14 protein-coding genes and 1 pseudogene are annotated in these 13,656 nt (G+C 65.4%); 9 read left to right on the forward strand and 6 right to left on the reverse strand.

Annotated elements, in window-relative coordinates; genetic code table 11:
• Positions 1–724: 724 nt before the first annotated feature.
• The 3 genes and pseudogenes from ABC969_RS12815 to ABC969_RS12825 all read right to left on the reverse strand — a co-directional run.
• Positions 725–1,210: pseudogene (locus ABC969_RS12815) on the reverse strand (integrase core domain-containing protein); the annotation flags it as partial.
• Between the two features lie 51 nt (positions 1,211–1,261).
• Entirely contained in the window at positions 1,262–2,656 is a 1,395-nt protein-coding gene (gene desA / locus ABC969_RS12820; RefSeq protein WP_345865413.1) for a syringate O-demethylase, read from the reverse strand.
• On the reverse strand, positions 2,653–3,405 hold the full coding sequence (locus ABC969_RS12825) for an alpha/beta fold hydrolase (protein WP_345865414.1): 753 nt from the start codon (positions 3,403–3,405) through the stop codon (positions 2,653–2,655). Before ABC969_RS12825 ends, desA begins: the two co-directional genes overlap by 4 nt.
• A gap of 83 nt (positions 3,406–3,488) precedes the next feature.
• On the opposite strand from ABC969_RS12825, the gene ABC969_RS12830 reads away from it, so the two are divergent.
• From ABC969_RS12830 to ABC969_RS12845, 4 genes are read left to right on the forward strand one after another with little or no spacing between them, the layout of a single operon-like run.
• A complete protein-coding gene (locus ABC969_RS12830) occupies positions 3,489–4,361 on the forward strand; it encodes a methylenetetrahydrofolate reductase (protein WP_345865415.1) in 873 nt (290 codons plus the stop codon).
• Positions 4,358–5,212: a formyltetrahydrofolate deformylase gene (gene purU, locus ABC969_RS12835; RefSeq protein WP_345865416.1), complete on the forward strand. Its 855-nt coding sequence runs from the start codon at positions 4,358–4,360 to the stop codon at positions 5,210–5,212. The genes ABC969_RS12830 and purU overlap by 4 nt, the downstream gene beginning before the upstream one ends.
• Entirely contained in the window at positions 5,209–6,063 is an 855-nt protein-coding gene (locus ABC969_RS12840) for a bifunctional 5,10-methylenetetrahydrofolate dehydrogenase/5,10-methenyltetrahydrofolate cyclohydrolase (RefSeq protein ID WP_345865417.1), read from the forward strand. Before purU ends, ABC969_RS12840 begins: the two co-directional genes overlap by 4 nt.
• On the forward strand, positions 6,060–6,428 hold the full coding sequence (locus ABC969_RS12845; RefSeq protein WP_345865418.1) for a dihydroneopterin aldolase: 369 nt from the start codon (positions 6,060–6,062) through the stop codon (positions 6,426–6,428). Before ABC969_RS12840 ends, ABC969_RS12845 begins: the two co-directional genes overlap by 4 nt.
• A gap of 43 nt (positions 6,429–6,471) precedes the next feature.
• Here ABC969_RS12845 and ABC969_RS12850 read toward each other — a convergent pair whose 3' ends face one another.
• Genes ABC969_RS12850 through ABC969_RS12860 form a run of 3 tightly spaced genes read right to left on the reverse strand, consistent with a single transcriptional unit; the run spans position 6,472 to position 9,072 of the window.
• Positions 6,472–7,353 (reverse strand): amidohydrolase family protein, encoded by an 882-nt coding sequence (locus tag ABC969_RS12850; protein WP_345865419.1) that lies wholly within the window; start codon positions 7,351–7,353, stop codon positions 6,472–6,474.
• Entirely contained in the window at positions 7,350–8,405 is a 1,056-nt protein-coding gene (locus ABC969_RS12855; protein ID WP_345865421.1) for a 4-oxalomesaconate tautomerase, read from the reverse strand. The genes ABC969_RS12850 and ABC969_RS12855 overlap by 4 nt, the downstream gene beginning before the upstream one ends.
• Entirely contained in the window at positions 8,398–9,072 is a 675-nt protein-coding gene (locus tag ABC969_RS12860) for a 4-carboxy-4-hydroxy-2-oxoadipate aldolase/oxaloacetate decarboxylase (RefSeq protein WP_345865422.1), read from the reverse strand. Before ABC969_RS12860 ends, ABC969_RS12855 begins: the two co-directional genes overlap by 8 nt.
• Before the next feature lie 95 nt (positions 9,073–9,167).
• Here ABC969_RS12860 and ABC969_RS12865 point away from each other — a divergent pair, with 95 nt between their 5' ends.
• Genes ABC969_RS12865 through ABC969_RS12885 form a run of 5 tightly spaced genes read left to right on the forward strand, consistent with a single transcriptional unit; the run spans position 9,168 to position 13,642 of the window.
• Positions 9,168–10,373, forward strand: coding sequence for a LysR family transcriptional regulator (locus ABC969_RS12865; protein ID WP_345865423.1), 1,206 nt, complete (start codon positions 9,168–9,170; stop codon positions 10,371–10,373).
• A gap of 54 nt (positions 10,374–10,427) precedes the next feature.
• A complete protein-coding gene (locus ABC969_RS12870) occupies positions 10,428–11,288 on the forward strand; it encodes an NAD(P)-dependent oxidoreductase (RefSeq protein WP_345865424.1) in 861 nt (286 codons plus the stop codon).
• Positions 11,285–12,304, forward strand: coding sequence for an amidohydrolase family protein (locus tag ABC969_RS12875; protein WP_345865425.1), 1,020 nt, complete (start codon positions 11,285–11,287; stop codon positions 12,302–12,304). The genes ABC969_RS12870 and ABC969_RS12875 overlap by 4 nt, the downstream gene beginning before the upstream one ends.
• A complete protein-coding gene (gene ligA, locus ABC969_RS12880; protein WP_345865426.1) occupies positions 12,301–12,744 on the forward strand; it encodes a protocatechuate 4,5-dioxygenase subunit alpha in 444 nt (147 codons plus the stop codon). Before ABC969_RS12875 ends, ligA begins: the two co-directional genes overlap by 4 nt.
• Before the next feature lies 1 nt (position 12,745).
• A complete protein-coding gene (locus ABC969_RS12885) occupies positions 12,746–13,642 on the forward strand; it encodes a class III extradiol dioxygenase subunit beta (RefSeq protein WP_345865427.1) in 897 nt (298 codons plus the stop codon).
• The last annotated feature ends 14 nt before the right edge of the window (positions 13,643–13,656 follow it).

The raw sequence follows: 13,656 nt of genomic DNA on the forward strand, positions 1-13,656 counted from the left end.
ACTACGGGAGGGGGGCGTAGTTCTGCTTATCGGCCAGCTCGCCGTACCAATTGTCAGTCACTTGACGTTTCTCTTCACGGTCTACGAACAATGGGAGAGCTCATGCAAACACAGATGCACAGCGTAGCCCTTATAGATCGAAGTCATAAAAATGAGGGCGATTCGTATCTTGCAACCTCCGCGACAGAGCATGTCTTTCGCCAATCCAGTTGGGCGCAATACCTACTCATTCCCTCCGGTATCTTGTGGATTGTTTTCTTATGGCCATTGATATCGAACTAATGGCTGAGCGTGGTGGGGTCGCATCCCGGGATCGGTAAAAGCAGCCGCTATTGCTGGCAAGCCGGCTAACGCCATTTCCGCCCGTTAGAGGTCAATTTCACGAAGAAGATCCGCACTCTCGCCGACTTTTAAACCTCCTTACCTTGACAATAGAACTGTCGGTCAAATGCCAAGGGCTTATCCATCTGGCGCTCAACAGCAAGTCGCAACGATGATACGCGAAGCGAAATTTCGGTTATTAGTTGTATACGCCTGCTGTGATGGCTGCTTTCAAGCAGCGGTCGGTAAAATCTGGTTATGAGAACCGCGATGCTTCACCCATTCGGCGAACTGCGGTGCTCCTGACGTAACCCCTGTTTTTTCCTCCAGTTGGGGCTAGAGTCGGGCACCGGAATGAGGGTCCCCCGGTTTCTCATCCAACCTGAGGGTGAGTTTCCGGCGTTCATTCGGCCGCCTTGGCGGCCGTCGCAGCAGTATATTCGACCGGCGTCATCCAGCCAAGCGATGTGTGAGGACGGCTCTCGTTATAGTCCCGCCGCCAGGCCTCGATCTTGGCTCGGGCGTCGGTCATGGACAGGAACCAATTCGCGTTCAGGCATTCGTCGCGAAGGCGACCATTGAACGACTCCACGAAGGCATTGTCGGTGGGCTTGCCCGGTCGACTGAAGTCCAGCGTCACGCCGTTCTCGTATGCCCAACGGTCGAGCGCCTTCGAGATAAACGCCCGGCCGTTGTGCACCCGGATGCTCCGGGGCGCCCAGCGCGACAGCGCGATCCGTGTCATCGCTTCGACCACCTGTTCGCCCTTGATGGCCTGGTCGACGTCGACCGCCAGCGCCTCGCGCGTGAAGGCGTCTGCCACCGTCAGCGCCCGCAGCCGGCGCCCATCGAATAGTGCGTCCGAGACGAAGTCCATCGACCATATGTCGATCGGGCGGGGGAGGAATTGCAGACCGCCCCCGCGCCCCGCATTCTCGCGTCACGCGTTCTGCTTCGTGCGCCAGCTTTCGGCATAGGCGTCTCGTGCCGCTTCGGAATAGGGGACGGACGAGACGATCGCTTTGATCTCGGTCTGCACGTGGCGCTCGACGGTCGGCTTGCTCGTGCCACCGTCGGGCTCGCCCCACAGCAACGTCACTTCGGTACCCGGCTCTGCATGAGCCGCGTCCAGCATCGCCAGCGTCAACATCCTCCCCTCATTGGCGCTGTACGCGATCCAGGTCGACAGCCCGACCAGTTTCCCGTCCCGGAGGACCTGATCATAGGGGTGCATCGAATAGACCGCCGAGGGGAATTCCATGTATTTCGCCCGATCCCCCTTGGTGAATTGCGAACTTACCACGCGCATCAGATCCTCATTGTCGAGCGCCAACGTCACCTTACGGCGATGCGGTTGCCCCGCTATCCGCTCCAGCGCCTCACGACCGATAAAGTCGTGATCGAACTTGACGAACGGCCCGTAACCAAGATCCCACGGCGTCAGATAATAGCCGTCGACGCTGTCGGGCACGTAGCTGCCACCGATCGACGCCTTCGCCTCATAGCTGCCATCCGTCAGCCATTCACGGAAACCGCGCGTACCTTCGCCCGAATAGGTCGCGGGCAGCGGCGACGGGATCCAGCCGGATTCGATTGTGTTCGACGAATAGGTTCGGCCCCCGACCAAGGTCAGCCCGAAATCCTTGCCCGCTGCGATCAGCGCGTCACGCACCGTGTCATAATCTGCCCATGGCCCGAACAATTCGTAGCCCGGCTGCCCGGCCATGCCATGACGTAGCGCGCGCACGTCGCAGCCGGCCAGTTTCAGCGTCGTCATGTGGAAGAATTTCAGGTCTGGCGGCGTCTCGCCCATCGCCTCCTGCAGCACCTTCATCGCGTTCGGGCCCTGCAGCTGGAAACGGTAGTTGCGGCGATTCTCGGGATCGGGGCGCGCTGCGGTGCGCTCATCGCGTGAGACGGTGACATCCCAGTCGCCGGTCGCGGCATGATATTCCACCCACTCGATCGTCGGCGCGCGTCCGACCAGATTGAAGCGGTTCTCCTCCAGATAGAACAGGATCACGTCGCCGATGACGTAGCCGTCGGGCGTGACCGGCACGAACTGCTTGGCGCGGTTCGGCACGAATCCCTTGAAGCTGTTGACGCCAAGATGATTGAGCATCGCGAAGGCGTCCGGCCCGGACACTTCCAGATCGACCATATGGAACGACTGGTTGAACAGCACGGCGGTGGTTGCCCAGGCCTGCTGTTCGGCGCGCCAGTTGGAATATTCCCCCGGCACGCCCGGATAGACGTTGGGGCCGCTCTGCTGGTTGCGCAGCAGCGTGACGATGTCGCCGCTCTGGTCGAGCAGGTTCTGCAGGCTATCGGTCATACATTCTCTCCTTGTACTATTCTTGTGATTGGCAAAGCGCGCCAGCCGAGGATCGCGTCGTTGAGCGCGTCGGGCATTTCCACCGGTAGCATATGCCCTGCGCCGTCGATCACGACGAGCCGGGAATGTGGTATCTGCGCGGCAATCTTTTCATGTTGCTCGGGCGAACTCCAGCGGTCCTCGCGACCGACTGCCACCAGCACCGGACAGGTGATCGTTGGCAGCATCGATTCGACCTCGCGCCGCCCGAGCAAGGCGGCAATCTGCGCTTCGAAGCGACCGAGCCCCGCCGCGACGCACATCGCGTGCAAGCGCGCCATCAGGGCGACATCGTCGCGGCGCGCATCGGCCACCATTGGTGGCAGCCAGGCATCGACCAGCGCCACAATGCCCTCGGCGCGGCCGAGATCGCGCAGCGCGTGCCGCTTGGGTGCTTCCTGTGGCGTGGGCAAATGTACGCCGGTGCTGACCAACGCAAGACGAGTCACGCGTTCGGGCGCCTGTCGTATTATCTCCAGTGCGACGCGCGCCCCCATCGAATGCCCAAGCACGGCGAAGTGCGGCGGGGCGGCGGCGAGCACGCGAACCGCCATGTCGCCAAGATCGTCCGCATCGCCGTAATCCGCCGCAGGCACCGCGGACTCGAACCTGGCGAACTGCGCTGCAAAGATGCGCGAATCACACATTAACCCCGGCAGCAGCAGTAGCGGCTCAGCGGCTTGAACTGAATCGTAATTGTTCGCGTCCATGAATATTTCACCTATACGAAATGAACTCGCAGCGCTAGAGCATTTGTCGAAGCGGCGGCACAGTCGAACGGAGGATTTTCACCATGGCCATCCCCGCCATCCATCCCAATTGGGCGCGCTCGGCGACAAGCATGACCGACGGCTATTCGCTGGAGATGACCGCCAAGGATCGCCCCGCACTGGCCGAGGCGGGGGCGCGGATCGCGCCCGATACGCCGGTTGCGATAACCTTCCTGCCGGGCGAATCGATGGAGGCGCGCATCGCCGCCGCCGCCGACGTGCGCGCGCTCGGGCTGGAACCGATGCCGCATTTGTCGGCCCGGCGCATTCTCAGCCGCGACGAGCTGGAACAGACCGTGCGGCGTACCGTGGCGGAAGCCGGGGCGCGGCGTGCGTTTCTCGTCGCCGGCGACCCGCCGGTGCCGGCGGGGCCGTTCGAGGATACGATGGCGCTGATCCGCACCGGTATCTTCGAGGCGAATGGCATCGTTGCGATCGGCATCGCCGGCCACCCCGACGGGCACCCAGCGATGGACGAGGCCGCGTGCTGGGCCGCGCTGGAAGCCAAGCGCGACGAGATCACGCGCCGCGGCATGGCGACCCTGATCGTGACGCAATTCGGCTTCGACGCCGACGTATTCCTCGTGTGGCTCGAAAAGCTGCGCGCGCGCGGCGTCGATTGCCCGGTGCGCATCGGCGTGCCCGGCCCCGCCGGCATCAAGACCTTGCTGCGCTTCGCGGCGCATTGCGGCGTCGGCGCCTCGGCCTCGGTGCTGAGCAAATACGGGATCTCGCTGACCAAGCTGCTCGGCACCGCCGGGCCCGACGCGATGCTCGAAAAGATGTCCGCCGGGCTGACCGCGGCGCACGGCCCCGTCCGGCTGCATTTCTATCCGTTCGGCGGGCTTGTTCGCACGGTCGACTGGATCAACGAATACGAGGCGCGCCACGCATGACTGAAACGCTCACGCTACGCTTGTCCTGCGACGATCGCCCCGGGCTGGTAGCGCGCGTCGCCGGCTTTCTCGCCGATCAGGGCGGCAACATCATCGACGCGCAGCAATTCGATGACCGGCTGACGGGCCGCTTCTTTATGCGCGCCGTGTTCGAGCTTGAGAGAAGCGAAAGCCCCGATGTCCTGCGCGCGGCCTTTAAGCCGCTGGCCGACGACATCGGCGCCGAATGGACGATGCACGCCGCCATCGAGCGCAAGCGCGTCCTGCTGCTGGTGTCGAAATTCGACCATTGTCTGGGCGACCTGCTCTACCGCTACCGCATCGGCGAGCTCGACATGGAGGTGGTTGGCATCGTCTCCAATCATCCACAGCGCGCGCTGCACATCACGATGATCGGCGACATCCCCTTTCACTATTTTCCCGTCACCAAGGACAGCAAATCCGAGCAGGAGGCGCAGATCAAGCGCGTCGTGGCCGAGACCAAGGCCGACCTGATCGTGCTCGCGCGCTATATGCAGATCCTGTCCGATGATCTTGCCGGCTTCCTGTCGGGGCGGTGCATCAATATCCACCACAGCTTCCTGCCCGGCTTCAAGGGCGCCAAGCCATATCACCAGGCGCACGAGCGCGGGGTCAAGATGATCGGCGCCACCGCGCATTATGTCACCGTCGATCTCGACGAGGGGCCGATCATCGCGCAGGACGCGGAGGTCATCAGCCACGCCGAGACGCCCGAGGATCTGGTGCGTAAGGGCCGCGACATCGAGCGCCGCGTGCTGGCACAGGCAGTGACATACCATTTGCAGGATCGCGTGTTACTCAACGGATCGCGTACCGTCGTCTTTCGATGACCCCGATCGACGGACGCGCGATAGCGCGCACGCTGTCCGATACGACGGCGGCGGAGGTTGCGGCGCTTGCCGAGATCGGCGTCCGCGTCGGGCTGGCGGTCGTCCTGCTCGGCAGCAACCCGGCAAGCGAGGTCTATGTCGCACGCAAGGTGGCGGAATCGGCGCGCGTCGGCATCGTCTCGTTCGAGCATCGCCTGCCCGCCGCGACCGACGAGGCGGCATTGCTGGCGCTGATCGACGCGCTCAACCGCGATCCTGCGGTACACGGCATCCTCGTTCAGCTTCCCCTGCCCGAACATGTCGAAGCAAGCCGCGTGCTCGATACGATTGCGCCGGGCAAGGACGTTGACGGCTTCCACCCGGTCAATGTCGGGCGGCTGTCGACCGGCACCGGCGGTCTCGTGCCGTGTACGCCGCTTGGTTGCATGCTGCTGCTCGACAGCGTGATCGAGGATTATCGCGGTCTTGCCGCGGTGGTGATCGGCAAATCGAACATCGTCGGCAAGCCGGTCGCGATGCTGCTGCTCGAGCGCGAATGCACGGTCACCGTGACGCATATCGCGACGCGCGGCCTATCGGAGATCGTCCGCACGGCCGATATCGTCGTCGCCGCGGCCGGCGCGCCGCGACTGGTGCAGGGCGACTGGATCAAGCCCGGCGCGGTGGTGATCGACGTCGGCATCACACGCATCAGGGCCGGCGACGGTCGCACCAGGCTGGTCGGCGACGTGGCGTTCGAGCAGCTCGGCCACGCCCGCGCGGCGACGCCGGTGCCGGGCGGCGTCGGGCCGATGACGATCGCCTGCCTGCTCGCCAACACGGTTCGCGCGGCGACGCTGGCTCGGCAGTGAGCATCGTCATCAGCGTCAGCGATCTGCCGCTATCGGCCTGTATCGGCATCAATCCGGACGAGGCCGGCCGCCGCCAGCCGCTGATCGTGTCTGTCGATCTGACACTCGCCGCTGGCGCGCAGGGCGCCGATCTGACCGACAGCGTCGATTATCGCCGCATCGTTGCCGAAGCCGAGGCGATTGCCGACGCGCATATCGGCATGATCGAAACTTTCGCCCAGATGCTCGCGCGGCGCTGCCTGTCGCTCGGCCCGGTGCGCACGGCAGTGGTGACCGTCGTCAAACCGCAAGCGCTGCCCCACGGCCTCGCCTCGGTCCGCGTCATGCTCGACCGGGAGCAACCATTGTTTAAATCGGTCGATTGACGCTGCAGCCGCGACGTCTGACTCAAACCGCGCGTCGCGCCTATCAGTCGGCCCAGTATAACCGCATCGGATTGTCGATCAGCAGCGCACGTTGCAGCGCCGCGCTCGGCGCGATGCGCGGGATCATATCGACCAGCGCACCGTCATCGGGAATCGCGTGCTGCATGTTGGGATGCGGCCAGTCGGTGCCCCACAGGGCGCGATCCGGATAATCGGAGACCAGCGGCGCGACCGCGCGCGCGAAATCATCCCACGGCGGGCCGGCAGGGTCGAGCCGATCGGGGCAGGTCACTTTAAAGTGGATGTCGTCGCGCGCCTCGATCAGCGCCCGGAAGGCGCGCATGTCGGCCCCGTGCGGCCCCTGCGTCACATCGGACCGGCCCATATGATCGATCACCAGCGGGACGTGGATCGCGTCGAGGAATGGCCGCAGCTCCACCAGGATATCGGCCTCGAAATAGACGACCACATGCCAGCCGGCGGGCAGCCGCGCGGCGACCTGGAGGAAACGGTCCTTTGGCGCGTCGTCGACCAACCGCTTGAGGAAATTGAACCGGATGCCGCGGATGCCGCCGTCATGCATCGCCAGAAGCTCGTCCTCGGAGATCGCCGGATCGACCACCGCAACGCCGCGCGCCATTCCGCCGGACCGCGCGATCGCATCGAGCGTGGCGGCATTGTCGGTGCCGTGGCAGCTCGCCTGCACGATCACGTTGCGCGCGAAGCCGAGCCGATCGCGCAGCGCGAACAGCTGATTCGGACCGGCATCCTGCGGCTGGTATTTCGCCTTGGCGCTGAACGGGAACCGGTCTGCCGGCCCGAAGACGTGACAATGCGCATCCACTGCGCCGCTAGGCGGTACGTACTTCGGGCGCGAATGATCGAGTGTCCAGCTGCGTACCCGGCCCGCCGCATCCAGGCTCATGCGAACACTTCCCCGTCCATCAGCTTGCGCGCGGTGCGCAGCATCCCCGCCTCCACCGGTGCGCCTGCCGCGTCGATCGTCACGACGCATTCAGTGACGCCGGTCGGATGCTCGACGGCCAGCGTCTTGCGCCGCCCCTCGGGAACGACGGCCAGCGCCGCGGCGGGCGAACCGTCGATCAGGCATGCCGTCGCGACGCTGACCGCGCCCAATACGCCGACCGAGGCGTGCACGCGGTGCGGGATCAGCGAGCGCACCGCAATCGCGCCGCCGTTTCGCGGTGCGGCGACCAGCATCATCTTGGGGACAGAGGCGTCGATCACGTCGCCGAGGTTCATCAGCGGCCCGGCCTGGAGGCGGATCGCCTCGATCTTCGACTTCATGTCGGCATTGCCATCGAGCGTCTCGCGATCCTCATAGCCGGTGACGCCGACATCCGCCGCGGCGAACACCACGCACGGCATGCCGTTGTCGATCAACGTACAGGCGACGCCGTCGATATGGTCGACGGTATTGCCGGTCGGCAACAATGCGCCGCACGACGATCCCGCCGTGTCGCGGAACGCCAGCGGGATCGGCGCGGCGGTGCCGGGCACGCCGCTAATCGTCGCATCGCCGTCATAGCAAACCGCGCCGCCAGGGGTCTGCACGGTCGCAACTGCCACCTGTTCGGTATTGACCATGAAGATCGCCACGCGCGTCTCATCGCCCGGCGCGGCGATCAGCCCGCGCTCGATCGCGAACGGGCCGACGCCGGCCAGCATGTTGCCGCAATTCTGGCCGTCGCTGACCAGTGGCCTGTCGACGAACACCTGCAGGAAAAGATAGTCGACATCGACGCCGTTGCGCGTCGAGCGCGAGACGATCGCCACCTTCGACGTCAGCGGGTCCGCCCCGCCCATCCCGTCAATCTGGCGCGGATCGGGCGACCCCATGATGCGCAGCAGGAATGCGTCGCGCGCCGCTGGGTCGGCGGGCAGGTCGTTAGCCAGAAAGAACGCGCCCTTCGACGTGCCGCCGCGCATCCACATGCAGCGCGCGGCCTCACTCATAGGTCAGTCCCATCGCCGCAAGCTTGCCGCGCATGTCGTAGATGTCGAGCCCGAGCTCGCCGGCCGCGAGCCGCCGGCGCTTCGATTCCTCGTTCGCCTCGCGCGCCTGCGCCGCTTCGAGCACGCGTGCAGCGTCGGCGCGTTTAACCACGCACACGCCATCATCATCCGCCACGATCACGTCGCCCGCCTCGATTGCCGCGCCGGCGCACACGATCGGCACGTTCACGCTGCCGAGCGTCGCTTTGATCGTGCCTTGCGCGAACACCGCCCGCGACCAGACCGGAAAGCCCATCTGCGTCAGATCGCGTACGTCGCGCACCCCGGCGTCGATCACCAGTCCGCGACAGCCCGCTGCCATTGCCGAGGTCGCCAGCAGGTCGCCAAAATAGCCGTCCTCGCACGGCGAGATAGGGCTGAGCACCAGAATGTCGCCCCGCTGCAGTTGTTCGATCGCGACATGCAGCATCCAATTGTCGCCCGGCGGTGCGGAGATCGTCACGGCCGATCCGGCGATCCGCGCGCCGGGATAGATCGGCCGTAGCCGGCTGCCGAGCAGTCCGATCCGCCCCTGCGACTCATGCACGGTGGCGACGCCCGCCGCCGCGAGCCCATCGATGACCTGCGCGTCCGCCCGCGCGATCGTGCGTACCACCCGTCCTGCCATGCCCGCTCTCCTTCGATCATCGGCTAACCGAGCGCGCCTAGCCGCCCCAATCGATAGTGCGACAGCGCGATAAGTTTTTGCTATGTCCGTTCGCCGTGATCCTGCAACCTTTCGATCTTAACCTGCGTCACCTTCGTGCCCTTTCGGCCGTCGTCGATCACGGCTCGCTCAGCGCCGCGGCGGGTCGCATCGGCCTGTCCCAGCCTGCGCTGACGCAGGGCCTGTCGAAGCTCGAACGGCAATTGGGCGTGGCGCTGTTCGATCGCCGATCCGACGGCGTCGTCGCGACCGCCGCCGGCCGCACCCTCGCTGACCGCGTCGACGCGGCATTCCGCCTGCTCGCCGCCGCCTGCCGTACCGGTGGCGGTCGCGGTTTCTCGCGTCCCGATCACCTGATGACCGCGACGCAGCTCGACGCCTTCCTCAACGTCGCCGATGCCGGCAGCTTCGTCGGCGCTGCGGCCGCGACGGGCCTGTCGCAACCGGCGCTGCACCGCGCGGTGCGCGATCTCGAACAGGTCACCGGCGTGCCGCTGGTCGAGCGTCGCGGTCGCGGCATCGCGATGACCGAAGCGGGCCGCCGGCTCGCGCGTGGCGTGCGGCTGGCGGCGCGCGAACTGGCCGCCGGCATGTCCGAACTGTCCGCCGATCCCGCCGGCACCGGGCGCATCGCCATCGGCGCGATGCCGTTGTCGCGCGCGCTGGTGCTGCCCCGCGCGCTTGCCGCCTTCACCCGCGCCGCGCCAGGCGTCGTGATCGACGTCGTCGAGGGGTCGTTCCGCGAATTGGTCGATCCGTTGCAGGAGGGCGTGCTCGATCTGCTGATCGGCGCATTGCGCGACACCCCACCACCCGGACTGGAGCAGCGCGCGCTGTTCGACGACCGGCTGGCGGTCGTGGCGCGCGCCGGCCATCCGCTGGCCGCGGTCGCGCACCCCGGGATCGAACAGCTTGCCGGCTATCCCTGGATCGTGGGTTCGCCCGCGACACCACTCCGGCAGCAATGGCATAGCCTGTTCGCCAGCCGGGCGCTGCCCGCCGCGCCGATCGAATGCGGCTCGGCCATGGTGATTCGCGGACTGCTCCGCGATTCCAACCTGCTGACCCTGCTGTCGCCCGATCAGGTCGCGCTGGAAATCCAGGCGGGCATGCTGACCACGATTGGGCCCGCGCTCGAAGACAGCGTGCGGACGATCGGCATCACGACGCGCGCCGGATGGCGTCCGAGTGCCGCGCAGTCGCATTTCGTCGCACTCCTCGACCAGGCATCGCGAGAAATCGGAATTCCGAAAAACCAATGAGACGACGGCGATTCCGATTGGCGTCGCCATCACCGCGCCCGCTACTCCCACGTCATGGAGAGCAACGTCACCTTTATCGGGTTCGGCGAGGCGGCGATGGCGTTCGCCGGGGCGGGCGCGCGCGGCTACGATATCAAGCTCGATGCCACCGCGACCCGCACTGCCAAGCTCGCTGACTTTCGCGCCACCAGCGTCACCGCCCATGAGAGTCCTGCCGCAGCGCTGGACGGCGCAACGATCGTGCTGTCGCTGGTAACCGCGGATCAGGCGCTTGCCGCCGCGCGCAGCTCGGCACCGCTGTTGCGGCCGGATGCGCTATATCTCGACCTGAACTCCGTCGCGCCCGACACGAAGCGCACCGCCTCGGCGGCGCTCGGCGACGGCGCGCGCTATGTCGACGTCGCGGTAATGGCGCCGGTCGATCCAGCACGCCGCGGCGTGCCGTTGCTGGTGTCGGGGCCGCACGCGGCCGCCGGCGCCGCTGCGCTCGACCGGCTCGGTTTCTCGAATGTGACGATTGTTGGCACTGCGATCGGCGACGCGTCCGCGATCAAGATGATTCGTTCTGTCATGGTCAAGGGACTTGAGGCGCTCACCGCCGAATGCGTGCTCGCCGCCGATGCCGCCGGGGTGCGCGAAGCGGTGATCGCCTCGCTCGACGCGAGCTGGCCGGGTGCGGACTGGGCCAGGCGGTTCGATTATAATCTCGACCGGATGATGGTCCACGGCCTGCGCCGTTCGGAGGAGATGCACGAGGTCGCGCAGACGCTGACCGGGCTCGGCATCGCACCGCTGATGACGGATGCCGCGATGCAGTGGCAGTACGGCGTCGGCGAACGGCGCATCCCCGCCCCGCCGGGTCTCGACGCGAAGCTCACCGCACTCCGCCCCCTCAATAAGAGCGAAGCCGCATGATCATCGATTGCCACGGCCATTATACCACCGCGCCGGCTAGGCATAACGACTGGCGCGAGGCGCAGAAGGCGGCGTTCAAGGCCGGAGACGCGGCGCCGGCCTATCCGGCCATTTCGGACGACGAGATCCGCGAGACGCTCGAGACCAACCAGCTGCGGCTGCTGCGCGAGCGCGGTGCGGACATGACGATCTTCTCGCCCCGCGCATCGGCGATGGCACCCCATGTCGGCGACGAGGGCGTGTCCCTTGGCTGGGCACGCGCTAACAACGATCTCATCAAACGGTGCGTCGATCTCTATCCCGCAGTCTTTGCCGGCGTCTGCATGCTGCCGCAAAACCCGAAGGCCGACATCACCGGGTCGATCGCCGAGCTGCGCCGCTGCGTCGAGCAGCTCGGCTTCATCGGCTGCAATCTCAACCCCGATCCCGGCGGTGGGCATTTCACCGCACCGCCGCTCACCGACCGCTTCTGGTATCCCTTCTATGAAGCGATGGTCGAGCTGGACGTGCCGGCGATGATCCACGTCTCGGGCTCGTGCAATCCCGGCGTCCACGCGACCGGCGCCTATTACATCGCCGCCGACACGATCGCTTTCATGCAGCTGCTCGAAGGCGACCTTTTCGCCGACTTCCCGACGCTGCGCTTTGTCATTCCGCATGGCGGCGGCGCGGTGCCTTATCATTGGGGGCGCTATCGCGGCCTTGCCGACATGCTCGAAAAACCCGCGCTCGACATCCATTTGATGGACAACGTCTTCTTCGACACTTGCGTGTACCACCAGCCCGGCATCGACCTGCTGACCAACGTGATTGAGACGAAGAACATCCTGTTCGGCAGCGAGATGGTCGGCGCGGTGCGTGGGATTGATCCGACCACCGGGCAATATTTCGACGACACCAAGCGCTATGTCGACGCGCTCCCGATCGACGCCGACCAGCGTCACGCGATCTACGAAGGCAATGCGCGCCGCGTATATCCCCGCCTCGATGCGCAACTGAAGGAGAGAGGGTTGTGACCGCACCCCGCGACATCCACGAATATCTCGCCGAGTTCGAAGACATTCCCGGCACCCGCGTGTTCACCGCCAAGCGCGCACGCCAGGGCTATAACCTCAATCAGTGCGCGATGAGCCTGATGAAGGACGAGAACCGTGTCCGTTTCCGCGCCGACGAGAGCGCCTATCTCGACGAATGGAATTTGACGCCCGAGCAGAAAGACGGGCTGCTCAAGCGCGACTACAACCGGCTGCTCGATCTCGGCGGCAACGTCTATTTCCTCGCCAAGGTCTTCTCCACCGATGGAATAGGCTTCGCACAGGCCGTGTCGACGATGACCGACATGGATTTCGAGACCTATACCAAGATGATGGTCGCCGGCGGCCGTTCCGCCGAGGGCAATCGCTCGATCAAGGCCAATGCCCGCGCCGCCGCCGGCATCGCCGAAGGGAATCGCTGACATGGCACGCATCACCGCCGGGATCGGCTCCAGTCACGTGCCCCTGCTCGGCGTAGCATCGGACATGAACAAGGATGCCGACGACTATTTCGGCCCGATCTTCGCAGGGTTCGAATGGACGCGCGAGTGGGAGAAGTCCGAGAAGCCCGATGTCATCATCCTGGTCTTTAACGATCACGCATCGGCATTCGACATGAAGATCATCCCCACTTTCGCGATCGGCTGCGGCGAGCTTTACCAGCCCGCCGACGAGGGTTGGGGCCCGCGCCAGGTGCCCGCGGTGGAGGGGCATCCCGATCTCGCCTGGCATATCGCGCAGAGCCTGATCCTCGACGAATTCGACATGACGATTATCAACGAGATGGACGTCGATCACGGCCTGACCGTGCCGCTGACGATGATGTATGGCAAGACCGACGCATGGCCAGTCAAGGTCATCCCGCTCGCCGTCAACGTCGTCACCTACCCACCACCGTCGGGCAATCGCTGCTGGGCGCTGGGCGAGGCGATCGCGCGCGCGGTCGCCAGCTACGAAGAGGATCTCAACGTCCAGGTATGGGGCACGGGTGGGATGAGCCACCAGCTCCAGGGGCCGCGCGCCGGCATTATCAATCGCGAATGGGACAACATGTTCCTCGATTCGCTGATCGGCGAGAGCGATGCGATCCGCCGCGTGCCGCATATCGAATATCTGCGCGAGACCGGCTCGGAAGGGATCGAGATGGTCATGTGGCTGATCATGCGCGGCGCGATGGGCAGGAAGACGCATGCACTTCATCGCCACTATCACGTGCCCTGCTCGAATACCGCCATCGGCCATGTCGTGCTGCGCCCCGACAATGGCGAGGGGCTCGACATGACCGGCAGCGATACGGTGCAGTCGATCGCCGCGGAATGATCGCCCCCTGGGGC

It is taken from the genome of Sphingomonas qilianensis, assembly GCF_039614825.1.
In the GTDB taxonomy this organism is placed as follows: domain Bacteria; phylum Pseudomonadota; class Alphaproteobacteria; order Sphingomonadales; family Sphingomonadaceae; genus Sphingomonas; species Sphingomonas qilianensis.